Genomic DNA, 26,017 nt, shown 5'->3' on the forward strand with positions numbered 1-26,017 from the left:
ATGGACGTCTACTCGCGGCGTCGAACCGCCTTCGTTCTGCGGGGCGCCGTGGCCGTGCTGGTCGCGGTGGTGGCGGGAACGGCGATGGTGCTGCGGGGAACCGGCCAACTACATCGGGACCCGGAGGTGCTCGTCGCGATACCGGCCTCCGCGGGGCTCGTCAACGGCGAGGCGCCGGTCCGTTACAGCGGCGTCGATGTCGGTCGCATCGCCGGGATCGACTCGGGGACCGAATCGTCGGTTGTCCGACTTCGGATCGACTCGGATTCGATCGACCTGATCCCCGCCGCCGTACTGGCGCGAGTCGTTCCCCGTACCTTCTTCGGGGACATTTACATCCAGCTCGTCGACGATCCCGTGGGACAGCCGCAAGGGAGCCTGGCCGACGGCGACGAGGTGCGGGCCGACACCGGTCCGGACGCGGTGGCCCTGTACGCGGTCTACACCCGTCTGGTCGACATCCTCGACCGGATGCAGCCCCAGAACATCCAGGTCGCGCTGTCCGCGATCTCCCATGCGCTGGACGGTCGCGGAGCCATGGTCGGCCGGATCGTCGATCGACTCGACGGGGCGTCGCAGACGTTGGCCCCCGCGGTGCGGACGTTCCTCGACTCGACTCCCGACTTCCGATCCGTGCTGCAGACGTTGCACACCGCCAGCCCCGACGTGCTCGCGACGCTGTCGTCGTCGACGAACGTGTCGCAGAGCATGGTCGACAATCGGCAGGCGCTCGACGAAACCATCGAATCCGCAGCGCGTTTCGCGCCGGTGTTCACGGGATTCGTCGGTGAGCAGCGCGACCGCGTGGTGACAGTGGTCGATTCGGCCGGCACGATTCTGGCCACTACCGCGGCGAACCCCGCCGGCCTGGTCGACACGCTCGAGGGCGCGCGCACCTTCGGTGCCGCGGGTGCCCGTGTGTTCGCCACCGGTCACTTCGACATCACCGCCGTCCCGACGTTTGCCGACCCCATGCCGTACACCGCCGCCGACTGCCCCGCCTACGGCGGGCAACCTGGCGACTGCGGTCCCCCGTCCGTCGCCGGGGGAGCGGACGAGCAGGAGGCCTTCCGGCTGCTGGAGGAACGCTTGCTCGGGGACACTGCCGTGGCAGCACGGAATCCGGCCTCCACCTTCATGCTGGGTCCGCTCGTCCGGGGAACCGAGGTGCGGATCCGATGAAGCTCGGGTGGGTTCCGATCGCGAAGGTGCTCGGCTTCTGTGCAGTGGGAGCGGCGTGCGCGTCGCTGGTCGCCAACACCCTCTCGGTTCCCGTACGTGGGGACAGCGAGCGGTACACGGTCGAGTTCACCGACGTCGAGGGCCTGCACGAGGGAAACCCGGTGACGATGGCCGGGGTCCGGGTGGGCCGCGTCGATTCCATCGCCTTCGCCGATGCGGGCGGCGGGACCAGCAAGGCGGTCGTGGGGATCGAGGTGTCGTCCGACCACTCGCTCGACCGGAACACCACTGCGGCCGTGCGCTACGGCGACATGCTCGGTGCCCGGTACGTAGCCCTCAGCCCTCCCGACGATGTCGCCCTGCAACCGGACGCCGGCGTCGCGTCGGACACCCTCGAGCCCGGGGGTGTGATCCCCCTCGACCGCACCACTCCGCCGGTCGACCTCACCGCACTGATGAACGGATTCGCGCCGCTGTTCGACGCGTTGGAGCCGGCCGAGGTCAACACGCTGACCCGAAGTTTCGTCGAAACCTTCGACGGGCAGGGCGCCACCGTGGCGGCCCTGCTCGACCGGATCGCCACCCTCTCCGGTGATCTCGCGGACCGGAGCGGAGTGTACGAGCAACTCCTCACGAACATGAACGCCCTGATGACTTCCGTCGACCGGCGGCAACCGGAACTCGAGCAGCTCGTCACCGGTCTGCGCGACCTGAGCACGTCGGTGGTCGGCAGCAACGACAGGCTGGCCGTCCTGCTCGACGACGGTAATCGTGCCGTCGCCTCCCTCGCCGCGGCGTTGACCCGCTCGCAGGGTGCCTTCGGGGCATCGGTCACCGATCTGAAGTCCTTGACCGACACCTGGATCGCCGGCACTCCCGCCTTCGAGCAGTTCGTCGCGAAGATGCCGCAGTTCGCGGACGGGGTGAACAGCATCAGCGCCTACGGCGGCTTCGTGAGTCTCTATCTGTGCAATTTCGTCCTGAAGGCCGGCGACGCCGAAGCGAACATCTTCGGCGGCACCCACTCGGAGGTGTGCCGATGATGTTCGTGGTCAAAGTGATCGACGTCGTCGTCGGCGCGTGGCTGTTCCTGTTCCGTGGTGAGCGTCGCCCCGGATACGGCGCCCCGCTCGCACTCGGAACCGTCGGCATCGTGTTGCTCGTGGCCGGTCTCGCCGCGGCGATCGGAATCCCGAAGCTCTGGTACCTGTCCCGAACCAGTCCGTACTCGGCCGAATTGGCGAACGCCAGTGGGCTGTCCGACGGCGACCCCGTCTACGTCGCCGGTGTCCCCGCTGGTCGGGTCGAGGGAATCGATATCGCGGGGGACCACGTGCGGGTGGACTTCCGGCTCGACGACGGGCAGCCCCTCGGTAACCGGACCACCGCCTCGGTGCGTCTCGAAACCGTGCTCGGCAAGCGCTACCTCGAGGTGGTCCCGGCCGGCGTCGTCACCTCCGAGAATGCCGATGCGACTGCGGCGAACGTCATTCCGCTCGCGCGCACCACGGTGCCCTACAGTCTCGACGACATCAGCCGTGATGCGACCGACGCGGCCACCGAGATCGACACCGCATCGCTGGAAGCGATGATGAGGACGCTGTCGGAGGTGATGCCGGACGACCCCGAGCAGCTCGGCCGGGTTCTCGCCGGAGTCAGTGGGGCGTCTGCCGTGGTCTCCCGGAACGCCGAGCAGATCGACCAGCTCCTGGAGATGTCCAGATCGGTGTCGGATCTGGCTGTTCGGCAGGGAGATTCGCTGTCGACTACGGTCGCCAACGCGCAGACGATCGTCCGCACGCTCGCGGTGCGCAGGGAAGTCCTCACCGAACTGGTCGAGAATCTGCGGTCGGTGCTGTCGACCCTCGCGTCCACCTACACCGAGCACGAGGAGGAGTTCGGGCAGATGACGACGAACCTCGTCGACGTGACGGACACGTTGCAGCGCAACGCCGATCACATCGGACAGATACTCGACCGGCTCCCTCGGGCCCTGCGAGCGGCTACCGACGCGACGGGCAACGGGGCGTGGACGGACGTCACCGCCCCGGCGGCGGTCGTCCCGGACAACCTGCTGTGCGCACTCGGTGTCATGCAGGGGTGCCGATGACCGCCCCGAGGACTCCCCGCAGAATCGGTAGAACCGTCCTGGCGTTCGTCCTGGTGGCGGCAGTCGCGGCGGGTGCCTGGTACGTCTTCGCTCGAACAGACCGCACCACGACCGTCCGGGTCGACTTCGCCTACGTCAACGGCCTCTACGCCGGCAGCAATGTGACGGTGCTCGGCGTCCCGGTCGGCACCGTGGAGAAGGTGGAACCGATGGGCACGTTCGTGCGCGTGACCGCGTCGGTGCCTGCGTCGGTGGAGCTACCGGCGGACGTGCACGCGTATGTGCTCAACCCGTCCGTGATCAGCGACCGGCACCTCGAGTTCGGCCCGGCGTACCAGGGCGGTCCGAGGCTGCAGGACGGAGACGTCGTCCCGCTCGGCCGCAGTCACGCTCCGATCGACTTCGACGGCCTCATCGGCAGCCTCGCCACCCTCGCCGAGGCGCTGGGGCCGGAAGGCGGGAACGCCGGCGACCTGCTGTCGCGTGCCGCGGCCGGCCTGCAAGGGCGCGGCGACGACTTCAATCGCGCCGTACGGGACCTCGGTGCCGCGACCGGTGTCGTGGGAGCTCGGAGCGAGGACATCGGTGCCGTCGTCGAGAACCTGAACACCCTGATGGCGCAGCTCGACGACCGCCAGGTCAGCCTCGACGCGCTCGTGTCCGATCTCGCTGCGCTCGGCGACGAGTGGTCCACACGGGATCTCGATCTGTCCGAGCCGCTGCAGGACCTGGCGACGGTCTTCGACCAGATCGACCGGTTCACCGCGGAACACGGGGACGATGTGGGGGCCGTCGCGCAGAACCTGACGGCACTCGGCGGCACACTCGTCGCGAACCGGTCGGGCCTCGCCGAGTTCATGGATCTGGTGCCGCTGTTGATGCAGAACCTGTCGCAGACCGTCGGGCCGGACGATCGCGGTCGCATCCGGCTCAACGTCTCCACTGCGCTCACGCAGTTCGCGGTGGCTCAGCCCCTGTGCGAGCAGTACCCGATGCCGCTGTGTACGGGCGCCGGATTCACCAACCCGATCTCCTTCCCGATCAGTGCCTCCGACCCGCTCGGGTTGGCGACGCTGCTCTCGGGTGGGATGGCCCCGGCCGGAGGGAACTGATGCGGCGCGCAGCGGTGGTCGTCGGGGGAGCGCTGGTCGGCGCGGTGCTGGTCGCGGGGTGCGGTGCGGGGATCCAGGACCTGCCACTGGGTCGCTCCGTGCCGGGGGACACCTACACGGTCCACGTGCAACTCGCGCACGCGGACGGCCTGCTGACGGGTGCCGACGTGCGGAACGGTCAACGCGTCGTCGGACGGGTCTCCGACCTGTCGACCGACACTGTCGGTGCAATCGTGGATCTGAATCTGTCGTCGTCGGTCGCACTTCCGGAGAACGTCGAGGTGGCGGTCGAACTCCCGTCGGCTCTCGGAAGTCCGTTCATCCGCCTGCGTGCGCCCGAGCAGCCGTCCACCGAGATGCTCGCCGACGGCGACGTGATCGCCGAGTCGCGCACCGAGGTCGGGCCACAGATCGAGAGCGCGCTCGCGGCACTCGGCACGATCCTCACCGGCAGCGGCTTCGATCAGTTGCAGACCGTGCTGGACGAGCTGAACGTCGCGTTCGCCGGCCGTCCCCGACAGGTGCGGGACCTCCTCGGCACCGTCACCACGCTCACGGGGACTGCGATGTCACATCGGCAGGAGTACGACACCGCGATGGAGTTGGCTGCGGACATCTCACGCCGATTCGCGGCCCAGCAGCAGACGATCGACCAGTTCCTCGACATCGCGCCGGAGGTGACGAACGTGCTTGTGGGGCAGCGGGAGCGAATCTCGACTCTGCTCGACTCGAGTGCGGCGCTCGCCGGTCACCTCGACTTCGTGCTGTCACAGGCGTCGACGGGGCTGGACGCGATGCTCGGCGACACCGCCACGGTGTTGGCGTCGCTGAGTTCGTTCAACGCGAGTATCGGCGAAACCCTCACCACCATGAACGGTTTCCTCGACAACTTCGGCGGGGCCGTCGAGGGTGACTACCTGATGTTCGACGGCACCCTCGACATCCCCGGTTCCATCGAGAACCTGCTGACGGGCGGTACGGCGCCCCTGCCGGCCGAGGCCGGGTCGCTGGAGTCCCTGCTGTCGGGAGGAATCCGATGAGGCGAGTCGTCCTGGTCCAGTTGGTGCTCTTCGCGATCACCGCCGCCGTGGTCGTGCCCTTCGGCATCGCCTACGTCGCGGGCCCGGGCGCATTCCGGGATCCGATCCGGTTGCACGCGAACATGTCCAATGCTCTCGGGCTCACCGCGGGAACCAGCGTCACCTATCGCGGCGTACAGGTGGGGAAAGTGGCCTCGGTGGTGCTGGTGCCCGATCGGGGCGGCGCCCGGATCGAGTTCGATCTCGATGCGGGTACCCGGATTCCGCGGGACAGCATCGCGAAGGTCGGAATGGGGACCGTCGCCGGCATCCAGAGCGTGGACATCTTCCCGAACACCGACACCGGACCGTTTCTCGCGGACGGCGACGAACTCGCGGCGCCGCAGGATCTGCAGCCGGTCCAGATGGACCGATTGATGGGCGATGCCGCGAAGCTGCTCGACGGCATCGCCCCCGACGCGGTCGGCACGCTGGGCACCGAGCTGGGGGCGTCGTTCGAGGGTCTCGGCCCGACCCTCTCCGGATTGATCGAGGACGGAGACCGGATCAGCACGCTGCTGGGCGAGCAGGCCCCACAGTTGCGGTCGCTGCTCGTACGCAGTGCGAACCTGCTGGGCACGATGTCCGCCACCGGGGATTCGTTCGTGCGCGGGACCGGCGCGGCCCGCACGTTCACCGAACAGTTGGACACCAGCGGTCCCGTGCTGGTCTACCTCCTCGACCAGTCGCCCGCCGCGCTGAACCGGACCCGGGACCTGTTCGATCGCTATCACGATTCCTTCGGTGCGCTGCTCGCGAACCTCGCCACGGTCACTCCGGTCATATCCGACCGAAGTAACGCTCTCGCGGCCGGACTCGACGAGATCCCCGAGGGACTCGGCAAACTCGAGTCGATCGTCAAGGGGGATCGTGCGCAGTTCGCGCTCGTCGCGACGCAGGGACCGGTGTGCAACTACGACACCGCCCGGCGTGCGGTAGGCGACCTCACTCCCGCCGAGCCGAACCTCACGTTGTACTGCCCGCCCGGAGAGAACATCGCCCAGCGCGGATCGCGAACGGCCCCGCGCCCCGACGATCTCGGGTTGCAGAACGCGACCACTCCGGGAACGGTCATCGGTCCGCCGATGGTGGCGGACCCGATCCTCGTTCCCACCGGGGCCGAGGCGCTCGACCAATGGAATCACCTCCTGGAGGAGCTCGGAAGATGACGGAACAGAAGCGGGACGCCGCCAACGCCGCCGCACCGGTCACCACGCTGCCGGAACCCGCGCCGGAAGGCGTCGCCACGGAACCGCGCGAAAAGCGACCTGCAGCGAAGGTCGCCCGAAGCTTCGGCCCGGTGCCGGTTGCAGTGCTCTGCGTGCTCGCCGTCGTGTTCGGCGCACTCGCCGGCTGGCAGTGGTGGGAGCGGCGGCAGCTCGACACGCTGCGCGACCAGGCCGTCGAGACCACCCGCGACTACGCGCAGACCGTGGCGTCGTTCGACTACCAGAATCTCGATGCCAACCGCGACAAGATCGCCGGGATGTCCACCTCCGAGTTCACCGGCCAGTACAACAAGATGGTCGATGCGCTGCGGAGCCTCGTCACCGACGGGCAGGGGCAGGCGACGGCAACCGTCTCGAACATCGGTGTCGAGAGCGTGGACGAATCCAGTGCGGTCGTCCTGGCCTTCGTCGACCAGGAGGCGAAGAATGTGGTTGCCCCCGAAGGTAAGTCGCAGAAGTACCGAATGGTCGTCACCCTCGAACGAGACGGTGACCGTTGGATCGTCGACAACGTCGAGACCAAGTGACCGCGGACGACGGAGGGGATTCATGCCGACCCGCTACCTCGACCTGCCCGGCGCCGAACCGCGCCTGACGAACGAGCGCACCCGGATCCGCATCGCGACCACTCCTCGCCGCGGCGGACGGCCGGCGCGGATCGCCGACGCGCTCGACTTCTGGTCGTTCGCGGGCGGCGCGGCGAACGTGGTGATGCAACTGTCGTGGCCGGAGGTGGGCCACGGCGTAGCGGAGAGCAAGGTCGAGTCCGGCAGCCTGGCCAAGCATCCATGGAAGCGTGCTCGCACCACGTTCACCTACCTGTCGGTGGCGATTCTCGGCTCGGACGACGAACGCCGGGCATACCGGGAGGCGGTCAACGGAGCCCACCGGTACGTCCGCTCCGACGAGAACAGCCCGGTGTCCTACAACGCGTTCAACCGAGAGTTGCAGTTGTGGGTGGCGGCGTGCCTGTTCATCGGGTTCGAGGACACACACCAGCTGCTGCACGGCAGGATGACACCCGAGCAGGCCGAGGAGTTCTACCGGTCGTCGTCGACGCTCGGCACGACATTGCAGGTCACCGAGGACATGTGGCCGGCGACGCGAGCCGATTTCGACCGGTACTGGAACATCGCCTGCGAGCGCGTCGCGATCGACGAGACCGTCCGGGACTACCTGAACGATCTGCTCGCGTTGCGCATGGTTCGCCCGCCTCTGCGTCTCGTGTTCGGTGACCTGCTGAGGTTCCTCACGACGGGCTTCCTGCCGCCGCTGTTCCGCGAGCAACTCGGGATGGAGTGGAACGAGGACGATCGCCGCCGCTTCGAGCACCTCTTCGTCTTCGTGTCTTTCGTGAACCGGTTCGTGCCCCGATTCGTCCGGCACTTGCCGAGTCGGGTGCTCATGCGGGATCTGCAACGCCGGATCCGCTCCGGGAAGCGGCTCGTGTAACGCACAGGACGCGAAATCCGGGGCGCGGTCACAACTCGGAAAACTGGCGCCGGAAGCATTGCAGGGCGCTACCGGCGGGCGTAGTTTCAGTAGTGCGGATCGAGTAAGTAATCGGAAACGGTGAAAGTCTCGTGAAACAGAGATGCGGCCGAGGATGTGAAAGCATTCCCGGCCACACCCCTGTTCGGGGCAGTTTCGCTCCCGGCTCGTAGCGCGGCACCTCGGTGGCTGCGCCGGCCCGACCGACAGTCCGCCCTGCTAGTGGTCTTCCTCCCCGATCCGGTGCACGTGGATCAGGTTGGTCGAGCCTACTGTGCCCGGCGGGGAGCCGGCCACGATGACCACGAGGTCGCCCTTGTTGTAGCGGCCGAGGGAGAGCAGCGCGTGGTCGACCTGCGTGAACATCTGGTCCGTCGAGTCGACCGGGTCCACGATGAACGTCTCGGTACCCCACGACAGCGCCAGCTGGCAGCGCACCGACTCGAGCGGCGTGAACGCCAGCAACGGCAGCGGCGAATGCAGCCGAGCGAGACGGCGGACCGTGTCCCCGGACTGGGTGAACGCCACCAACGCCTTCGCATCGAGCCGCTCACCGATGTCACGGGCCCCGTAGGAGATGACACCACGCTTGGTCCGCGGGACGTGAGTGAGCGGCGGCACGCGCGCGGGATCGGTCTCGACCGCCTCGAGGATCCGCGCCATCGTCTGCACGGTCTCCATCACGTACTTACCGACCGACGTCTCCCCGGAGAGCATCACAGCGTCGGCGCCGTCGAGGACGGCGTTCGCGACGTCCGACGCCTCCGCACGGGTGGGCCTCGAGTTCTCGATCATCGATTCGAGCATCTGCGTCGCCACGATCACCGGCTTGGCGTTCTCGCGGGCGATCTGGATCGCCCGCTTCTGCACCAGCGGCACCTGCTCGAGGGGCAGTTCCACACCCAGATCACCACGGGCGACCATGACCGCGTCGAACGCCAGGACCACGGCCTCGAGGTTCTCGATCGCCTCGGGCTTTTCGAGCTTCGCGATCACCGGAACCCGGCGACCGACCCGATCCATCACGTCGTGGACCAACTCGACATCGGCGGGCGAACGCACGAACGAGAGCGCGATGAAGTCGACTCCCAGCCCGAGCGCGAACTCGAGATCCTCGATGTCCTTCTCCGACAGCGCCGGCACCGACACGTTCATCCCGGGCAACGACACACCCTTGTTGTTGCTCACCGGACCGCCCTCGGTCACCCGGCACACCACATCGTCACCGTCGACGGCCTCGACGACGAGCCCGACCTTGCCGTCGTCGACGAGCAACCGGTCACCGGGCTGCGCGTCCTGCGCGAGCTGCTTGTAGGTGGTCGACACCCGATCGTGGGTTCCCTCACAGTCCTCGACCGTGATCCGGATCTGTTCACCCGTCTCCCACCGCGTCTTGCCCTCGACGAACCGGCCGAGACGAGTCTTCGGTCCCTGCAGATCGGCCAGGATGCCCACCGCGCGGCCCGTCGCCTCCGACGCCGCCCGCACACGACGGTAATTGTCCTGGTGATCAGCATGTTCACCGTGACTGAAGTTGAGTCTGGCTACATCCATTCCGCTCTCGACGAGCTCGCGAACGCGGTCGCCGGATGCAGTAGCAGGGCCAAGAGTGCAGACAATCTTCGTGCGTCGCAAGGACTCGGCAACGCTCGGGGACAGGGGCGTCACGGGTTCGATGGTTCTTCTCCTCGAAAATCGACGGTCAGGCCGAGGCCGATGCCGTCCCAGGTGGTCAATCGAACGGTCCGATCTCGTTGTTCGACAACGGCTTCCAGTGTGCGACCGCGGCCGTGTCCGTAAGCTGTCATACCGCTCAGGGTTAGCGCCGCAACGGTGGTGGACACGAACGTGTGCACCACGGCCGGCTCCGCGGCAGGGAAGTCCACCTCGACCACCCGCTCCGAATGACGTTGCGGTGCAGCGAGATGATCGGCGACACGTCGGCGTGCATCCGCGAGATCGCGAGCGACGACAGTGACCGGTCGTCGGCGGTCGGGCAGGGGTGCGGGTTCGTGGATCCCGGTCGGCAGCGAGAGCGCCGACCAATCAGGCTCGGCGACAGCGAACGACGCGACGGCCGACCACATCGCGGTCAGCGAATCGGTCACGACGGTACGGCCCGTGGGGGTGGACACCGTCCAGCCGTGCCCAGTGGCCCGCACCCGTGCCGACCGGGTGTCGGCCATCCGGGCCACCGCCTCTCGTTGGGGGTGGGTGCGGACGACCAGCCCGAGCCAGTCGTCCACCCGCCCTCCCGGGCACCCGCCGCACATCAGGGCATCACATCGCCGCTGTTCGGGCCGAGAGTCTGCCCCACGTAGAGGTTTCCGCCGGGATCCGACGCCAGCAGGACCGCCGTCGGGGCGACCTCGGAAGGCAGCCCGAAACGACCGAGCGGAAGTTCTCGTCGCTTGGCCTGTTTCCACTCGTCGGTGATTCCGTCGACGAGTGGAGTTTCGATCGGCCCCGGCGCGATCGCGTTCACGAGCACATTGTGTCGGGACACTTCGAGCGCCAGCGACTTCGTCAGTGCGATCGCACCCGCCTTCGCGGCCGCATAGTGGGTGAGGCCGACGCCGCCCTTGATGCCCAGCTGCGAGGCGATGTTGACGATCCGTCCGCTCCGGGCGGCGATCATCGCGGGGACGGCGGCGCGGCACATCAGGAAGATCCCCGTCAGGTCCACGTCCAGGGTCCTGCGCCACATGTCGAGGGACATCTCGCTCAGCAGCGACTCCTCCAGGATTCCTGCCGAGTTGACGAGAACGTCGACCGCACCGATGGCACCCACGGCGGCGGCGTATGCATTTTCCACCGACTCCTCGTCGGCGACGTCGACTGCGACGGCACCGTCGGCCGCCATCGCGCGAGCCGCGTCCTCGGCGGCTGTGAGATCCCTGTCGGCGATCACCACGCGGGCGCCGGCATCGACGTACGACTCCGCAATCGCGCGTCCGATTCCACTGGCGCCGCCGGTGACCAGCGCGCGTCGGCCCTCGAGAACTCCCACGGTCGCTCCTAGTCCTGCATCTTGGTGGTGAGCCCGCCGTCCACGACGAGCGATTGTCCGGTGAGGTAGCGGGATTCGTCGCTCAGAAGGAAGCGGACGACGGTCGCGATCTCGTCGGGCCTGCCGACACGTCCCCACGGGATCTTCGCGCCCGCGGCGACGAGTCCGTCGGGGCCGAGAGAGTTCACCGGATCCGACGACTGTGGCGTCTCGATGAGTCCCGGAACGATTGCGTTGGAGCGGATCCCCCGCGGGGCGAGTTCGACCGCCAACGCGCGACTGAGTCCGAGAACGCCCGCCTTCGCCGCCGAGTAGTGAGCGTGATCGCCCCATCCGTAGACGCCGCCTGCGATCGACGAGATCGACACCATCGCGCCCGGGCCGGTCATACGGGTCGCTGCGGCGCGAAGCGTCCGCATCACGCCGGTCAGGTCGACCTGGAGCATGTCGTCCCAGGCGGCATCGTCGAGTTCTGCGATCGAATGCTTGCGGAGGACACCGGCATTCGCGACCGCGAAGTCGAGGCGTCCCCACTCGACCAGCGCTCGCTCGGCGAACGCGTCCACTTCACCGGTCGACCGGACGTCGACCTCGTGGACGACACCTGTGCCGCCTGTCTCCTGCACGCGGCGCAGGGTCTCGGCCGGATCGTGCGGATCTCCGGGGAACGTGCCGATCACGACCCGGGTTCCGACCTCGGCCAGGGCCACTGCGGCCTCGAGGCCGATACCGCTGGCAGCACCGGACACTATCGCGACCTTGCCGCGCATGTGCTCGTAAGGGTTGTTCATCTGTCGTGATCCTGTCTTTCGAGAGTCGGTCGGTGCGTCACCCGGACGTGACCGCGACCTTCTTGGCGAGCAGCATGACCAGACCGGAGGCGAAGGTGCCCACGGCGCCGACCCAGAAGGCGGCGGTCCCGAAGCTGATACTGGCGGAGACCATCGCGGTCAGGAGGAAGCCGCCGATCACCGCGCCCGGCTGGCTCATCGCACCGATGAAGGTGGCACCGGTCGCGCGACAATCCGTCGTGTAGCACTCGGCCATGAAGAAGTTCATCGCCGAGTACGGGCCGAGGAGGAAGAAGAGTCCGAACATGTAGGTCGGGAGCACGAAGGCTGCCGACGACGGCCCGAGGAGCATGAGCGAGAACAGAATTCCGCCCATCATCCACCCGCCGACGATTGCGTTGCGCCGGCCGAACCGGTCGCCTATCCAGCCGTGGAACAGGTAGCCGAAGATGCCGACGATGTTGGCGAACACGACCAGTAGCAGGGTGAAGTTGCCCGAGAACCCCTTGCCGTCCTCGAGGACGGTGGTGCCGAGGACGCTGAACGTCTGGATGCCGAACCAGTTCACCATCCAGGCCAGCGACAGGACGATCGTGTTCCGTCGGTTCGCGCCCTGGAAAATTCGTTTGAGGGGTGTGGCGTCGGAATGCTCGATGCCGTACTCGGCGGCAAGGGTTCGTGCTTCCTCGACCTTGCCCGCCTTGCGCAGGCGGCGGATGCGGTCCTGCAGGTCGAACTGGGGAGATTCCTTCAGCCGCGCACAGACGAAGGCGATGACCAGTGCGGGCAGCGTCGCGACCAGGAACACCAGGCGCCAGTTGTCCGGTCCGACGATCGAACCCATGAGTGCGACGAACCCGGCGGCGAGCAAGGCGCCGAGAGGCCACCCGGTCTGCACGAACGAGTAGAGGAAGCCGCGGTGCTTGCGAACAGCGTCGCTTTCGGAGACCGCGTAGATCTCGTTGAGATACGTTGCGTTGACGGCCTGTTCGGACAACCCCATGCCGCCGACGGACTTGGCGGCGACGAGGCTGAGAGCGCCGCCGGACGCAGCAGTCGCTGCGGACGAGAGCGCGGTACCACCGACGGTGATCATCATGCCCTTGCGCCGACCGAGTCGGTCGACCACCGGGCCGACGCCGAGCACGACGACAGCGGTGCCGATGCTCACGAAGGTGGAGATGAGCAATGCATGTGAGCTACTCCATCCGAAGTCTTCCTTCACGCGGGGCAGGAGCGTGCCGAAGAGGATGAAGTCGTAGACAGCGACCGTCCAGGCCAGGAAGGCGATGATCGTGGACTTGCGGGTCTCCCGAATGCTGAAGCGCGGGAGTTGCTTGGTCGGTTGCGCGGAAGTTTGCGATAGTGGATGTTCCTCGGCCGTCTGGCTCATAGGTGTCCTTCCCGGGACTGATGATGTCGGAGGCTGGGGCGACGGTGGGAGCGCGGGCCTTGCGCTCCCACCGTTTTCGTGCGCTGGAGAGGTCAGTTCCGGCGCGGGAACCGTTCCTTGAAGTCGTCGGCCATCTGGTCGAACGTGACCCACTCGACGCCGTCGTGCTTGTTGATGTGCTCGATGAGGCGCTCGAGCATGAGCAGGGACTGCGGACGGCCGGACACGTCGGGATGGATGGTGATCGGGAAGATCGCGTAGTCCATCTCGCGGTAGACCCAGTCGAACTGGTCGCGCCACATCTCCTCGAGATGCCGCGGGCTGACGAAACCGTGGCTGTTGGGGCTGGACTTGATGAACATCTGCGGCGGCAGATCGTCGAGCAACCAGTTCGCGGGAATCTCGACCAGGTCGGTCTCCGCGCCACGCTCGAGCGGCTTCATCCAGGTCGCGGCCGGCTGGCTGTAGTCGATCTTGGTCCAGGAGTCGCCGACACGCACGTAGTAGGGCGTGAAGTCGTTGTGCATGAGCGAGTGGTCGTACTTGATGCCGCGCTCGACCAGCAGTTCGTTGGTCACCTTGGAGAACTCCCACCACGGTGCCGTGTAACCGGTGGGCTTGCGGCCCGTGAAGGACTCGATCAGCTCGATGCAGCGGTCGAGGACCGCGGTCTCCTGCTCACGCGTCATCGCGATCGGGTTCTCGTGGCTGTAGCCGTGGATGCCGATCTCGTGGCCGGCGGCGACTACCTGCTCGATCTCGCGCGGGAACGTCTCGATCGAGTGGCCGGGCACGAACCAGGACGTCGTGATGCCGTACTTCTCGAACAGCTTGACCAGCCGCGGAACGCCGACCTCTCCTGCGAAGAGGCCGCGGGAGATGTCGCCGGGCGAGTCCTCGCCTCCGTACGACCCGAGCCAGCCGGCGACGGCATCGACGTCGACACCGAAGTTGACGTAGATCTTCTTGGACATGCGTACCTCTTTCATCGGTGGGACGAATGCGACGTGGCCGGGGCGGCCACGGTTGGATGTGTGTGGGAGCGAACGATATTCGCGATCTCGGATACGGGAGCGACGGCCAGGGCAGACGCCAGCAGGATGCGAGCCTGGGCCGGGCGAAGCAGCCCGGCCGGAAGCACGCCCCTATCGGCGAGGTCGGCCCCGCCGCCGTTGCCGTACCGGGCGACGATGTCGCCGTTCGGCACCCGGGTGCCGACGATCACGGGGATCCCGGCCGCGATGCAATCCTGCGCGGCGGCAACGAAGCTCGGATTCGCATTGCCGACGCCGGTGCCGACGATGACCATTCCACGGGCGCCGGCCTCGACGGCGGCATCGAGGAGAGTGCGGTCCGCCCCGGGGTGCACCGCGACGATGTCGACCCGGGGGAGGGCGTCGGGCAGCGGCAGTGGCTGCGGCCGTTCCGGACGGTGGTCGATCGCGACCACTCCGTCGCGCACGTGACCGAGGACTCCGCCCGCTCCGTTGTCGAAGGCATCGAGCGCGGTGGTGTGGCACTTGCGAGTTCCGGCCGCGGGCAGGATCCGACCGTGGAAGACGATGACGGAGCCGATCCCGCGCGCGGTGGGAGCCGCAGCGACCACCACGGCATCGCTCAGATTCCGGGCGCCGTCCCACACCTCGGAATCGGCGGCCAATTGCGCGCCGGTGAACACGACAGGCCGATCGCCCGCCTGGTGGAGATCGCACAGGTACGCAGTCTCCTCCATGGTGTCGGTTCCGTGGGTGACGACGACGCCGCTCACGTCCGGATCGCTCGAGGCATCGGCGATCGCGCGGAGGATCGTCAACTGGTCGTCCGGCGTGAGCAGGTAGCTGCCGGTGGTGAGGACGTCGCGGCCTTCGACACGGATGCCGCTGGGTGCGACGGACGCGAGCAGCGAGGAGACGTCGTCAGCCGCGACGGCATTTCCCGACGAATCGTTGCGGGAGGCGATGGTCCCGCCGGTGGCGAGCACGACAACCTTGCTCATGACGTCCCTTCAGAGATTGCGCAAACGTTTGGGCCAAACGTTTGCGCTCATTAGAATGGTGACCGCGGCCACGTGTCAAGAGGGAGCGGGCTACGTTTCACAGCGTTTACATGGCGTGGAAGGATCGACTGTCGTGGGGAACCCGAAGAAGCCGCGGGCTACGTTGCGGCTCATTGCCGACGAGCTCGGCGTGCACGTGTCGACCGTCTCGCGTGTCCTCAACGGAACGTCGGCGCCCGGCACGCGCACCGCGTCGGCGGCAACCGCCGAACGCATCCGGACACTCGCCGACAGCCTCGGCTACCGTCCGAACCTGCACGCCGCGAGCCTGCGGACGAACCGCACGAACCTCATCGGCGTCCTCGTTCCCCGGTTGTCCGACTACGTGCTTGCCACGATCTACGAGGGGATCGAGGAGGCTGCCGAGGAGTCCGGTCTGTCGACGTTCGTCACGAACTCCCTGGACAATCCGGAGAACCAGTCGACGCGAACGGAGATGCTGCTTGCCAGAAATGTCGACGGGCTCATCTTCGGTGACGCCCATCTCGATCACCGTTTCCTCGACGGTGTCGCCGAACGCGGGACACCGTTCGTCCTGGTGTCCCGGCGTGCGGGGGGCCACCCGTCCGTGACGTGTGACGACTGCGCGGGGGGAGCCCTGGCCGCGGAGCACCTGCTCGCCCGCGGGCACCGTCGGGTGGGGGTGATCGCGGGTCTGCCGTTCGCGAGTACCACGGTGGACCGCACCAGTGGGTTCGTGGATGCGTTCGCCCGTGCGGGTCACGCCGTCCCTGCCGACGACATCGTCTACACCGGGTTCGACGCGGCCGGTGGTCGTCAGGGGGCGACCGCGCTCCTCGAACGATCGCCCGACCTCACCGCGATCTTCGCCACCAACGACTTCGCGGCGATCGGTGCCTACGGGGCGCTGCGCGACGCCGGCAGGGAGGTGGGCCGCGACGTCGCGGTGATCGGGTACAACGACGTGCCCCTCGCCGCGGAGATGACGGTCGCGCTCACCACGGTGCGCTCGCCGATGCACGCGATGGGGCGGGAGAGTGTGCGCATGCTGGTGTCCATCCTCGGAGGAACCGAGGTGGACTCGGAAAGACTTGCGCCCGAACTCGTTCCGCGCGCCTCCAGTGACTTCACCCTGTGAGGCGGAGACGGTTCCGACTCAGCGCACCCGCAACCGCTCGCGGCGCAGCAGATCCACTTCGGGCAGCTCGAGCGGCGCGAGTTCGTCCACACCCAGGGCGCGCTTCAGTAGCAGGTCGGCCAGTTCCGGGTTCCGGGCGAGCACCGGTCCGTGCATGTACGTGCCGATCACCGAGCCCTGCGTGACACCCTCGAGTCCGTCGCCGACGCCGTTGCCGACACCGCGGGTCACCCGCCCCACCGGCTTGGCGTCGGGGCCGAGTGTCGTTCCCCCTCTGTGGTTCTCGAACCCGGACAGTGGTGCGGTGAGGCCGTCTATCAGCGGTGTCGTGACGACCTCGCCGATCGAGCGCGTCGCCTGCGGGGACGTGGTGGCGTCGAGCATCGACACGCCCTCGACCCGCTCGCCCGACGACGTCTCGTACCAGTGCCCGAGAACCTGGATGGCCGCGCAGATCGCAAGCACAGGGGCGCCGCGTTCGGCGGCCTTCTGCAGGCCCGGGTAGGTGGTGAGGTGCCGCGTCGCGAGGCGCTGCGCCGAGTCCTCGGCGCCACCGAGGGTGTAGACGTCGAGCGACTCGGGGACGGGATCGCCGAGCGTGATCTCGACGACCTCGGCGTCGTAGCCGCGCATGCGCAGGCGCTGACGCAGGATGAGGGCGTTTCCGCCGTCGCCGTAGGTGCCCATGACGTCGGGCAGGACCAGGCCGATGCGGACCGTCGACTCAGACATCGCGGCTGTTCTCCTTCGCGATCGCGGTGTTGAGGTCACGGAACGCCGTGTAGTTCGCCAGCACCTCGACCCGTCCGGGCGGGCACGACGCGATCGCACGCATCGGGTCGTGCTCGAGCGTGTGCTCCACGCCCGCGTAGGTGAGCCGGACCGCGAGGTCGGTGCCGCGTTCGCCCGCGGCGACCACCTTGACGCCCTCGAAGTGCTCGAAACGCACGTCCCACAGCCAGGACAGGTCCTCGCCGTCGGGGACCTGGCCGTTGACGGCGATGACGAGGCCGTCGACGCTGTGGTCGATCATCGACAACGCTTCCTGCCAGCCGGCCGGGTTTTTCGCGAGCAGCATGTGCACGGAGTGCGCGCCCACCTGGACGGTGCTGTACCGGCCGGCGACCTCGTCGACGATCGATGCGGCGGCGACCGCGTCCTCGGCTCTCGCCCCCATCGCGACCGCCGCCGCCACGGCCTGTGCCGCGTTGCCGCGGTTCGCCTTGCCGGGCAGTGTCAGCTTCATCGGGATCACGAGCCCGTCCGGGCCGTACAGATTGTCGTCGTCGAGCCACCAGTCCGGCGTGGGGCGCGCGAAGTCGGACCCGGTACTGCGCCAGTGCGGCCCGTCCCACACGATCGGTTCGCCGGTGCGTGGGCAGCTCACCGAGTCGTTGGCCCACCCCCCGCCGGCGGCGACCCACACGACGTTCTTGCAGTCGTACGCGACGGAGGTGACGAGAACGTCGTCGCAGTTCGCGACCACGACGGCGTCGGGGTGCCTCTGGAGTCCGGCGCGCAGCGCGCGCTCGATCATGTTGATCTCACCGACCCGGTCGAGCTGGTCGCGGCTGAGGTTCAGCAGGACCACGACCTCGGGGTTCACGGCGTCGGACACGTGCGGTACGTGCAGCTCGTCGACCTCGAGCGCCGCCAGCGGCGCGTCCGGGCGGGCGGTGAGCGCAGCGACGATGCCCGCGTCCATGTTGGCGCCGTCCGCCTGGGTGGCGACCTCGTCGAGCGTCGCCAGCGCGGCGGCCGTCATCCGGGTCGTGGTGGACTTGCCGTTGGTGCCGGTGATGACCACGCTGCGCCGTCCGCGACCGAGCTGCTGCATGAGCGTCGGATCGATCTTCAGCGCGATGAGGCCACCGATCATCGACCCCTTGCCGCGTCCGGCCTTCTGCGACGCCCAGGCCGCAGCGGCGGCGGCGCGCATGGCGAGGCGTCCACGCAGGTTGATTCGAGTGCTGGTTCCCACGTGACGAGTTTTCCACAGGCCCGAGCGGGCCGTCGCCCTGCGCTGCGGTGCCGCTCCGTGAACGGCGACGCCGCGCCCCCGATCGGGAGCGCGGCGTCGTGAAGAGCGGAGCGTGTGACCGGGTCAGCCCGCCAGCGCTTTGGCCTTGAGCGACTCGAACTCCTGTTGCGTGATGGTGCCCGCGTCGAGGAGCGCCTTCGCGTCGGCGATCTGTTCGGGGCCCGACTTGCCCGCGACCTGGCGGATGTAGGCGTCCTGCGCGCTCTGCATGTCGTGGGCGGCACGAATCGAACGCTTCGTCATGTTGTCGCCGTTGACGATGAGATAGATCAGCGCGGTGATGAACGGCAGGATGATCAGGAAGACCACCCAGATCGCCTTGACCCAGCCGGACGTCTTGTGGTCTCGGAACAGGTCCGTGATGATCGAGAACAGCAGCATCAGGTACGCGACGAACGCGAAGCTGACGAGAATCACCCAGAGAAAATCCCAGAAAGAGTCCATCGGTAGAGCTCCATTCACGTGTCCTGACGAAAGTGCACCTGACTTTGACACATCGGACGCCACAATTGGCTCATTCGCCGCGGATGAAATTCACGTCACTCTCTCCCGCGTTTTGCGCACTTATCGCGCGTTCCCGCCTCCGCACACCGCGTTTTGCGCACTTATCGCGCTCCGGGAGGGCTCAGGCCCGCGTTTTGCGCACTTAGCGCGGGGTGCGGGGCGGGCGTGTGGCGCCGACGTCCCATCCTCTTCCGGGCGTTTCGGTACGAGGAGCCCCGCCGACGTCGCGGCTGCGATAGACGATGTAGGGCCGGAAGAGGTATTTCACCGGCGCGCTGAAGGCATGGACGAGTCGGGTGAAAGGCCACAGGATGAACAGCACGATGCCGATCAATGCGTGCACCTGGTACGTGAGTGGCGCCGATGCGATCAGGTGAATCTCCGGCTGTAGGATGAACAGGCTGCGGAACCAGGGCCCGATGGTCTCGCGGTAGTTGTAGCCCTGGTGCAACGAATTGGCGGCGACCGTGGTCCACAGCCCCGCGCAGATTGTGGCGACGAGGACGAGATACATCATCTTGTCGTTGCGGGTGGTGGCCATGAACACCGGGCCCTTGGTGCGTCTGCGGTACAGCAGGATCGCGATCCCCACGAGGGTGCAGAAGCCGGCGAGGCCGCCGAGGACGTAGGCCACGTAGTGGTACCGCGTCTCGGTCACCCCGAGCGCGGCGGTCCACTCGTCGGGGATGATCAGGCCGAGGACGTGGCCGGCGACGACGAACACCAGACCGAAGTGGAACAGCGGGCTGCCGATCCGCAGCAGCCGGGACTCGTACAGTTCCGACGACCTCGTGGTCCAACCGAACTGGTCGTACCGATACCGCCACGCGACGCCGGTCACGAAGATCCCGACCATCACGTAGGGGAGCACCGCCCACAGCAGGATGTCGGTGAGGCTGCTGTCGGTCATCGGGCACCTCCGGTCGGGAACGGTTCCAGTCCCACGTCTTCCTGTGGAGGACCGCTGCGCGCCAGCGCGAGTACCGCGTCCCGGTCCTCGGCGGTGGGCCCCGGCAGTGTCGACAGCAGCGCATCGAGCACCGCGAGATACGGGCTGTCCACCTCGAGGAGACCGAGCCTGATCAACTGCAGTCCCAGCACGTGCCTGACGAGCAGCGAACGGTCACCGGTGGCAGCCGCGAACTCGAGGACGACGGGCAGGAAGTCGGGCAGGTCGGCGGCGGCGAACTCCACACCGGCCCGCCGGTAGTACTGCTTGAGCCGGACCAGGGTCACCCCGCGTCTGCGCGTGTCGCCGTCGGCGTAGTAGGTCAGGTACAGGCAACTCTTGCGCCGCAGGTCGAAGGTTTCGACGTAGTGCCGGGTGAGATCCGGGAGCGGCTGTGTCCGCAGGTGGCCGACGAATCCGGTGAGCGATCGCGTTGCGGCGGTGCGCGGCAACTCCGACAGTGCCTGCTCGACGGCGGGCAGCCGTCCCGACAGGGCAGGGGTGGGGTAGTCGAGGAACAGTGACGACGCCTGGTCGAGGACGCGCAGGTCCGCGGCCCTCATCGCCGGCCGCCGTTCCGGTCGTCTCCGTCGCGCTTCGGGAACATGCCGTCCACGACACCCTTCCCGTCCCAGTTGAGGAGGTTGACGCGCGCCGACCGGTCCTGCGCGTCCGCGACGTCGTCGGCGGTCTGCCGGTGTTTGAGTGCGTGGAACGTCTCGACCGCGACGGGGACGGGGCGGCCCGACGCCTCCCCGAACGGTCCGCTGTCCAGCATGCCGGGGCCGCCTTCGAAGTCGAGACTGCAGCCGAGTTCCTCGAGTTGATGGGCCTGTTCGGCGTGGGCGGTGGGGATGACGTACCGCTCCTCGTACTTCGCGATCGCGAGTAGGCGGTACATCTCGTAGACCTGTTCGCCGGTCATCCCGACCGCCGTCGCTGTCGACTCGTCCGGTTCGTCGGCCAGATTGAGGTCGCGCATGTACGAGCGCATCGCCGCCAGCCGGTGCAGCACCGCGGTGACGGGCTCGGGGTCGCCCGCACTGAACAACCTCGCGAGATAGTCGACCGGGATACGCAGGGTATCGATCGCCCCGAAGAGATTGTCGAGATCCTCTCCGTCGTGGCCCGTTTCGCTCAGGACATCGACGACGGGGGACAGCGGCGGGACGTACCAGACCATCGGCAGCGTGCGGAATTCCGGATGCAGCGGCAGCGCCACCCGGTACTTCTCGATGAGTGCGTATACCGGCGATCGGCGGGCGGCGTCCATCCAGTCCTCGGGGATTCCCGCGGCGCGGGCGCCCTCGATCACTGCCGGGTCCTCCGGATCGAGCAGCAGGCCGCGTTGGGCGTCGTAGAGATCGCGTTCGTCGGGTGTGGACGCCACCTCGCCCACGCGGTCGAGGTCGTACAGCACGATCCCGATGTACCGCAGACGCCCGACGCACGTCTCCGAGCAGACCGTGGGCAGCCCCACCTCGACGCGCGGATAGCAGAACGTGCACTTCTCCGCCTTGCCGGTGCGGTGATTGAAATACACCTTCTTGTAGGGACATCCGGTGACGCACATGCGCCAACCGCGACACTGGTCCTGGTCGACCAACACGATGCCGTCCTCGGCGCGCTTGTACATCGCGCCGGACGGGCACGATGCCACACACGACGGGTTGAGGCAGTGCTCGCAGATCCGGGGGAGGAAGAACATGAAGGTCTTCTCGTACTCGAGCCGGACCTTCTCGGTGGCCTCCTCCCGCATCTGTTCGAGGATCGGATCGTGTGCCTCGGTGGCGGCGGTGCCGCCCAGGTCGTCGTCCCAGTTGGCGCTCCACTCGATCGGCATGGGTTTGCCGGACAGGAGCGAGATGGGTTGCGCCACCGGGAAGTCGTCGCCGAGCGGGGCCTTGGTGAGGGTGTCGTAGTCGTAGGTCCACGGCTCGTAGTAGTCGCGGATGTTGGGTAGCAACGGGTTCGCGAAGATCGACAGCAGCTTCTTGACCCGTCCGCCGGCGCGCAGCGTCAAGCGTCCGCGCCGGTTCAGTGCCCAGCCGCCCTTCCACAGGTCCTGGTTCTCGTACTTGCGTGGGTATCCCTGCCCCGGGCGGGTTTCCACGTTGTTGAACCACACATACTCGGTGCCCCCGCGGTTGGTCCACGTCTGTTTGCACGTCACCGAACACGTGTGGCAACCGATGCACTTGTCGAGGTTCATCACCATCGCCATCTGCGCTGCGACCTGCATCAGTACTGCACCTCCTGGCTGCGGCGGCGGATCACCGTGACCTCGTCGCGTTGGTTGCCGGTGGGGCCGAGATAGTTCCACGCGAACGACAGCTGCGCGTACCCGCCGATCAGGTGGGTCGGCTTCACCAGCACGCGGGTGAGCGAGTTGTGGATGCCGCCGCGCCGGCCGTCGGTCTCCGACTTGGGCACGTTGATCAGCCGTTCCTGGGCGTGGTGGACGAACACCGTGCCCGGTGGCATCCGGTGCGTGACGACCGCCCGGGCCACCAGGATCCCGTTGCGGTTGACGGCCTCCACCCAGTCGTTGTCCGCCACCCCGATCGCGGCGGCGTCGTCGACGTTCATCCACACGTTCGGCCCGCCCCGCGACAGTGACAGCATCAGCAGGTTGTCCTGGTACTCGGAGTGGATGGACCACTTGGAGTGCGGGGTCAGATAGCGCACCGACAGGGCCTTGCCGTCGGACTCGCCGAGACGCGTCTCCCCGAACAACCGTGTGATGTCGAGCGGGGGCCGGTAGATCGGCAGCACCTCGCCGAACTCGCGCATCCATTCGTGGTCGAGCACGAAATGCATTCGGCCCGTGAGGGTGTGCCAGGGCTTGAGTTCCTCGACGTTGATGCTGAACGGCGCGTACCGCCGGCCCCCCGCTTCGCTGCCGGACCACTCGGGACTGGCCAGTGTGGGCACCGGCCGAGCCTGTGTGTCGGCGAACCGGATCCGGCTTTCCTCGTTTCCTGCCGCCAGATGGGTCAGCGGCCGGCCGACCCGCCGGGACAGTTCCTCGAAGCCGGCGAGCGCCAGCCGGCCGTTCGTGGTCCCGGACAGCGCCAGGATGGCCTCGGCCATCTTCGCGTCGGTGTCCAGCGCGGGGCGTCCGGCGCCCGCACCGGACGACATCACGCCGCACGTTCGTGCCAGTTCCGCGACCTCCTCGTCCGGGTGGAACGTGACGCCCTTGGTGTTCAGCCCCGCCTTCTCCGCCAGTGGACCGAGGGTGGACATCTTCTCGGCGATCGCGGTGTAGTCCCGTTCGACCACCTGCAGTCCCGGCATTGTCCTGCCCGGGAGCGGATCGACCTCGCCGGCTCGCCAGTCGCGTACCTCGCCGAACGGCTGCGCGGTCTCGCCGGGTGTGTCGTGCCCGAGAGCGGTCGCCACCAGATCGTGGCGGGTGCCGAGATGAGTCTTCGCGAGTTCGCTGAAGCGGCGCGCGATCTCGGTGAACGCATCGAAGTCGCTGCGGGCCTCCCAGGGCGGATCGACGGCCGGCGTGAACGCATGCACGAAGGGGTGCATGTCGGTGCTCGACAGGTCGTACTTCTCGTACCACGTCGCGGCCGGCAACACGATGTCCGACAACAGCGTCGAGCTGGTCATCCGGAAGTCCAGCGACACCATCAGATCCAGCTTGCCGCGGGGTGCCTCGTCCCGCCACCGCACCGACGTCGGGCGGTTCTCGGCCGGCGTCTCGTCGGCGCGCAGACTCGAGCCCGCACCGAGGAGATGTTCGAGGAAGTACTCGTTGCCTTTCGCCGACGCGCCGAGCAGGTTCGCCCGCCACAGCGTCAGTACGCGCGGCCAGTTCTCCTCGGCGTCGACATCTTCGACCGCGAAGTGCAGTTTCCCACTGCGGAGTTGGTCCACCACGTAGTCGCCCACGTCGACGCCCGACGCCGCCGCGTCGTCGGCGAGGTCGAGGGGGTTGCGGTCGAATTGCGGATACGACGGCATCCAGCCCATCCGTGCGGACTGCGCGATGGTGTCCGCCGTGTGCTGTCCGGCGAGACGTCCCTCCGCGAGCGGGGAGGCGAGCGCGTCGGCTCGGTAGCCGTCGTAGCGCCACTGGTCGGCGTGCATGTACCAGAAGGCGGTGCCGATGGCCTGTCGCGGCGGCCGGGACCAGTCGGTGGCCATCGCCATCGTCGCCCACCCGGTGATCGGCCGCACCTTCTCCTGGCCCACGTAGTGCGCCCAGCCGCCGCCGTTCCTGCCCATGCTGCCGGTCAGCATCAGCAGGGCCAGCACCGCGCGGTAGGTGGCGTCGCCGTGGAACCACTGGCAGATGCCGGCACCCATGATGATCATCGAACGTCCACCGGATCTCTCGGCGGAGCGGGCGAATTCGCGCGCGATCCGCAACACCGATCCGGCCGGCACCGACGTCAACGATTCCTGCCACGCCGGGGTGTAGGGCTGGTCCGGATCGTCGAAGCCGGCGGGCCACGTTCCCGGTAGGCCGTCGCGCCGCACCCCGTACTGCGCGAGCATCAGGTCCAACGCGGTCGTCACCAGATGGCCGCCCACTTCGCGGACCGGTACGCCTCGGCGCATCGTCGCGCCCTCGCCGACATCGAAGCGCGGCAGCAGGACCTCGACACTCTCGGCGTCGCCCAGTGCATCCCGCACACTCAGCGCCGGGACGGTGTCGCCGAGGTCCAGGTTCCACTGCCCCACACCGGACTCGGTGTGCCGAAATCCCATGCTGCCCCGGGGGACGACGGCCGACCCGTCCCCGGAGTCCAGCAGCACGGTCTTCCAGTCGGCGCCCTCACCGTCGTCACCGAGATCCGACGCGCGCAGGAACCGTCCCGGCACGTACGCGCCGTCGCGTTCGGTGAGTGTGACGAGGAACGGCAGATCCGTGTAGCGCGAAGCGAAGTCGGCGAACATCGGGACTCGTCGGTCGGCGTAGTTCTCCTGCAGGATCACGTGGCCCATCGCCATCGCGAGGGCGCCGTCGGTGCCGGGCTGTGCGGGCAGCCACGCGTCGGCGAACTTGGTGGCGTCCGCATAGTCGGGGGAGACCACCACCACCTTCTGGCCGCGATAACGTGCCTCCGCCATCCAGTGGGCGTCCGGGGTGCGGGTGACCGGGACGTTGGAGCCCCACATGATCAGATAGGCGGCATCCCACCAGTCGCCGGACTCGGGCACGTCGGTCTGGTCGCCGAACACCTGCGGTGACGCCACCGGAAGGTCGGCGTACCAGTCGTAGAACGACGTCATCACCCCGCCGAGCAACTCGATGAAGCGGGACCCCGCCGAGAACGACACCATCGAGAACGCCGGGATCGGCGAGAATCCCGCCACCCGGTCGGGACCGTACTTCGCGATCGTGTGTACGTGTGCGGCGGCGATCATCTCCACCGCGTCCTCCCACGACGCCCGGACCAGCCCGCCCTTGCCACGTGCGCGCTGGTAGCGGGCCCGCCGGCCGGGATCGCCGACGACGTCGGCCCACGCCAGCACGGGGTCGCCCAACCGCTCACGGGCCTCCTGGAACATCTCCAGCAGCAGTCCGCGCACGTACGGGTAGCGAACCCTGGTGGGGGAGTAGGTGTACCAGGAGAAGGCGGCACCACGGGGGCAGCCACGAGGTTCGTATTCGGGACGGTCCGGACCCACCGAGGGATAGTCTGTCGCCTGCGTCTCCCAGGTGATGACGCCGTCCTTGACGTACACCTTCCACGAGCAGGATCCGGTGCAGTTCACGCCGTGCGTCGACCGGACCACTTTGTCGTGACTCCACCGGTCCCGGTAGAAGGCGTCCCCGTCCCGCCCGCCCGTCCGGTACACCGCGCGCAGGTCTGCGGACACGGTGGAGCGGGTGAAGAAACGCCCCGTCTCGAGCAGGGCCGCGCCGAACGGACTTTCGATCGGTGCGGGTGGTGGCGGGGCGGAGCGATCGGGTTCGTCGGTTGCACGCGACATGGCTGCCTCCCTC

Annotated in this window: 23 protein-coding genes; 9 read left to right on the forward strand and 14 right to left on the reverse strand. The window is 67.7% G+C overall.

What is annotated here, in order from left to right:
- From C7H75_RS02025 to C7H75_RS02060, 8 genes are read left to right on the forward strand one after another with little or no spacing between them, the layout of a single operon-like run.
- A complete protein-coding gene (locus C7H75_RS02025; protein ID WP_022593679.1) occupies positions 1-1,182 on the forward strand; it encodes an MCE family protein in 1,182 nt (393 codons plus the stop codon).
- Complete coding sequence (locus C7H75_RS02030; protein ID WP_106850883.1) at positions 1,179-2,225, forward strand: MCE family protein; 1,047 nt, start codon at positions 1,179-1,181, stop codon at positions 2,223-2,225. Before C7H75_RS02025 ends, C7H75_RS02030 begins: the two co-directional genes overlap by 4 nt.
- Positions 2,222-3,292, forward strand: a complete 1,071-nt coding sequence (locus tag C7H75_RS02035) for an MCE family protein (RefSeq protein ID WP_175278753.1) — start codon at positions 2,222-2,224, stop codon at positions 3,290-3,292. Before C7H75_RS02030 ends, C7H75_RS02035 begins: the two co-directional genes overlap by 4 nt.
- On the forward strand, positions 3,289-4,404 hold the full coding sequence (locus C7H75_RS02040) for an MCE family protein (protein ID WP_106851972.1): 1,116 nt from the start codon (positions 3,289-3,291) through the stop codon (positions 4,402-4,404). The genes C7H75_RS02035 and C7H75_RS02040 overlap by 4 nt, the downstream gene beginning before the upstream one ends.
- Entirely contained in the window at positions 4,404-5,444 is a 1,041-nt protein-coding gene (locus C7H75_RS02045) for an MCE family protein (protein WP_106850884.1), read from the forward strand. The genes C7H75_RS02040 and C7H75_RS02045 overlap by 1 nt, the downstream gene beginning before the upstream one ends.
- The gene (locus tag C7H75_RS02050; protein WP_022593689.1) at positions 5,441-6,652 is read left to right on the forward strand and encodes an MlaD family protein; all 1,212 of its coding nucleotides are present in this window, start codon (positions 5,441-5,443) and stop codon (positions 6,650-6,652) included. The genes C7H75_RS02045 and C7H75_RS02050 overlap by 4 nt, the downstream gene beginning before the upstream one ends.
- Positions 6,649-7,239 carry an Rv1363c family protein gene (locus C7H75_RS02055; RefSeq protein WP_106850885.1) on the forward strand — a complete coding sequence of 197 codons (591 nt, stop codon included), beginning with the start codon at positions 6,649-6,651 and terminating at the stop codon, positions 7,237-7,239. Before C7H75_RS02050 ends, C7H75_RS02055 begins: the two co-directional genes overlap by 4 nt.
- A 22-nt stretch (positions 7,240-7,261) precedes the next feature.
- Positions 7,262-8,164, forward strand: coding sequence for an oxygenase MpaB family protein (locus C7H75_RS02060; protein ID WP_081185464.1), 903 nt, complete (start codon positions 7,262-7,264; stop codon positions 8,162-8,164).
- Positions 8,165-8,422: 258 nt separating this feature from the next.
- On the opposite strand, the gene pyk is transcribed toward C7H75_RS02060, so the two are convergent.
- From pyk to C7H75_RS02095, 7 genes are all read right to left on the reverse strand, one after another.
- Complete coding sequence (gene pyk / locus C7H75_RS02065) at positions 8,423-9,838, reverse strand: pyruvate kinase (RefSeq protein WP_106851973.1); 1,416 nt, start codon at positions 9,836-9,838, stop codon at positions 8,423-8,425.
- Between the two features lie 29 nt (positions 9,839-9,867).
- Positions 9,868-10,449 (reverse strand): hypothetical protein, encoded by a 582-nt coding sequence (locus tag C7H75_RS02070; RefSeq protein WP_081185775.1) that lies wholly within the window; start codon positions 10,447-10,449, stop codon positions 9,868-9,870.
- A gap of 26 nt (positions 10,450-10,475) precedes the next feature.
- On the reverse strand, positions 10,476-11,213 hold the full coding sequence (locus tag C7H75_RS02075; RefSeq protein WP_022593713.1) for an SDR family NAD(P)-dependent oxidoreductase: 738 nt from the start codon (positions 11,211-11,213) through the stop codon (positions 10,476-10,478).
- An 8-nt stretch (positions 11,214-11,221) separates the two neighbouring features.
- Entirely contained in the window at positions 11,222-12,004 is a 783-nt protein-coding gene (locus C7H75_RS02080; protein WP_022593714.1) for an SDR family NAD(P)-dependent oxidoreductase, read from the reverse strand.
- A gap of 37 nt (positions 12,005-12,041) precedes the next feature.
- Positions 12,042-13,397: an MFS transporter gene (locus tag C7H75_RS02085; protein ID WP_005516035.1), complete on the reverse strand. Its 1,356-nt coding sequence runs from the start codon at positions 13,395-13,397 to the stop codon at positions 12,042-12,044.
- A gap of 92 nt (positions 13,398-13,489) precedes the next feature.
- Positions 13,490-14,371: a polysaccharide deacetylase family protein gene (locus tag C7H75_RS02090; RefSeq protein WP_106850886.1), complete on the reverse strand. Its 882-nt coding sequence runs from the start codon at positions 14,369-14,371 to the stop codon at positions 13,490-13,492.
- Positions 14,372-14,382: 11 nt separating this feature from the next.
- Positions 14,383-15,393 (reverse strand): asparaginase, encoded by a 1,011-nt coding sequence (locus tag C7H75_RS02095; protein WP_106850887.1) that lies wholly within the window; start codon positions 15,391-15,393, stop codon positions 14,383-14,385.
- A 133-nt stretch (positions 15,394-15,526) separates the two neighbouring features.
- On the opposite strand from C7H75_RS02095, the gene C7H75_RS02100 reads away from it, so the two are divergent.
- Positions 15,527-16,552 (forward strand): LacI family DNA-binding transcriptional regulator, encoded by a 1,026-nt coding sequence (locus C7H75_RS02100; protein WP_005516032.1) that lies wholly within the window; start codon positions 15,527-15,529, stop codon positions 16,550-16,552.
- 18 nt (positions 16,553-16,570) lie between these two features.
- Here C7H75_RS02100 and C7H75_RS02105 read toward each other — a convergent pair whose 3' ends face one another.
- The 7 genes from C7H75_RS02105 to C7H75_RS02135 all read right to left on the reverse strand — a co-directional run bounded on the left by C7H75_RS02105 (position 16,571) and on the right by C7H75_RS02135 (position 26,004).
- Positions 16,571-17,284, reverse strand: a complete 714-nt coding sequence (locus C7H75_RS02105; RefSeq protein WP_005516031.1) for a type 1 glutamine amidotransferase — start codon at positions 17,282-17,284, stop codon at positions 16,571-16,573.
- Positions 17,277-18,533, reverse strand: a complete 1,257-nt coding sequence (locus tag C7H75_RS02110; RefSeq protein ID WP_005516030.1) for a Mur ligase family protein — start codon at positions 18,531-18,533, stop codon at positions 17,277-17,279. Before C7H75_RS02110 ends, C7H75_RS02105 begins: the two co-directional genes overlap by 8 nt.
- Positions 18,534-18,656: 123 nt before the next feature.
- On the reverse strand, positions 18,657-19,037 hold the full coding sequence (locus tag C7H75_RS02115; RefSeq protein WP_005516029.1) for an SHOCT domain-containing protein: 381 nt from the start codon (positions 19,035-19,037) through the stop codon (positions 18,657-18,659).
- Between the two features lie 202 nt (positions 19,038-19,239).
- Complete coding sequence (narI, locus tag C7H75_RS02120) at positions 19,240-20,007, reverse strand: respiratory nitrate reductase subunit gamma (protein WP_013414674.1); 768 nt, start codon at positions 20,005-20,007, stop codon at positions 19,240-19,242.
- Positions 20,004-20,609, reverse strand: coding sequence for a nitrate reductase molybdenum cofactor assembly chaperone (gene narJ / locus C7H75_RS02125; RefSeq protein WP_081185786.1), 606 nt, complete (start codon positions 20,607-20,609; stop codon positions 20,004-20,006). Before narJ ends, narI begins: the two co-directional genes overlap by 4 nt.
- Positions 20,606-22,288, reverse strand: a complete 1,683-nt coding sequence (narH, locus tag C7H75_RS02130) for a nitrate reductase subunit beta (RefSeq protein ID WP_081185789.1) — start codon at positions 22,286-22,288, stop codon at positions 20,606-20,608. The genes narJ and narH overlap by 4 nt, the downstream gene beginning before the upstream one ends.
- Positions 22,288-26,004, reverse strand: coding sequence for a nitrate reductase subunit alpha (locus tag C7H75_RS02135; protein ID WP_106850888.1), 3,717 nt, complete (start codon positions 26,002-26,004; stop codon positions 22,288-22,290). The genes narH and C7H75_RS02135 overlap by 1 nt, the downstream gene beginning before the upstream one ends.
- Positions 26,005-26,017: the final 13 nt, after the last annotated feature.

Origin of the sequence: Rhodococcus (subgen. Prescottella) equi, from assembly GCF_003013675.1 — a bacterium.
Lineage (GTDB): Bacteria > Actinomycetota > Actinomycetes > Mycobacteriales > Mycobacteriaceae > Prescottella > Prescottella equi.

Excerpts from the sequence above, each read along its gene's own strand:
- C7H75_RS02025 (WP_022593679.1), top strand. The coding sequence starts at position 1 with ATGGACGTCTACTCGCGGCGTCGAACCGCCTTCGTTCTGCGGGGCGCC.
- C7H75_RS02030 (WP_106850883.1), top strand. The coding sequence starts at position 1,179 with ATGAAGCTCGGGTGGGTTCCGATCGCGAAGGTGCTCGGCTTCTGTGCA.
- C7H75_RS02035 (WP_175278753.1), top strand. The coding sequence starts at position 2,222 with ATGATGTTCGTGGTCAAAGTGATCGACGTCGTCGTCGGCGCGTGGCTG.
- C7H75_RS02040 (WP_106851972.1), top strand. The coding sequence starts at position 3,289 with ATGACCGCCCCGAGGACTCCCCGCAGAATCGGTAGAACCGTCCTGGCG.
- C7H75_RS02045 (WP_106850884.1), top strand. The coding sequence starts at position 4,404 with ATGCGGCGCGCAGCGGTGGTCGTCGGGGGAGCGCTGGTCGGCGCGGTG.
- C7H75_RS02050 (WP_022593689.1), top strand. The coding sequence starts at position 5,441 with ATGAGGCGAGTCGTCCTGGTCCAGTTGGTGCTCTTCGCGATCACCGCC.
- C7H75_RS02055 (WP_106850885.1), top strand. The coding sequence starts at position 6,649 with ATGACGGAACAGAAGCGGGACGCCGCCAACGCCGCCGCACCGGTCACC.
- C7H75_RS02060 (WP_081185464.1), top strand. The coding sequence starts at position 7,262 with ATGCCGACCCGCTACCTCGACCTGCCCGGCGCCGAACCGCGCCTGACG.
- C7H75_RS02080 (WP_022593714.1), bottom strand. The coding sequence starts at position 12,004 with ATGAACAACCCTTACGAGCACATGCGCGGCAAGGTCGCGATAGTGTCC.
- C7H75_RS02085 (WP_005516035.1), bottom strand. The coding sequence starts at position 13,397 with ATGAGCCAGACGGCCGAGGAACATCCACTATCGCAAACTTCCGCGCAA.
- C7H75_RS02090 (WP_106850886.1), bottom strand. The coding sequence starts at position 14,371 with ATGTCCAAGAAGATCTACGTCAACTTCGGTGTCGACGTCGATGCCGTC.
- C7H75_RS02095 (WP_106850887.1), bottom strand. The coding sequence starts at position 15,393 with ATGAGCAAGGTTGTCGTGCTCGCCACCGGCGGGACCATCGCCTCCCGC.
- C7H75_RS02105 (WP_005516031.1), bottom strand. The coding sequence starts at position 17,284 with ATGTCTGAGTCGACGGTCCGCATCGGCCTGGTCCTGCCCGACGTCATG.
- C7H75_RS02115 (WP_005516029.1), bottom strand. The coding sequence starts at position 19,037 with ATGGACTCTTTCTGGGATTTTCTCTGGGTGATTCTCGTCAGCTTCGCG.
- narI (WP_013414674.1), bottom strand. The coding sequence starts at position 20,007 with ATGACCGACAGCAGCCTCACCGACATCCTGCTGTGGGCGGTGCTCCCC.
- narJ (WP_081185786.1), bottom strand. The coding sequence starts at position 20,609 with ATGAGGGCCGCGGACCTGCGCGTCCTCGACCAGGCGTCGTCACTGTTC.
- narH (WP_081185789.1), bottom strand. The coding sequence starts at position 22,288 with ATGCAGGTCGCAGCGCAGATGGCGATGGTGATGAACCTCGACAAGTGC.
- C7H75_RS02135 (WP_106850888.1), bottom strand. The coding sequence starts at position 26,004 with ATGTCGCGTGCAACCGACGAACCCGATCGCTCCGCCCCGCCACCACCC.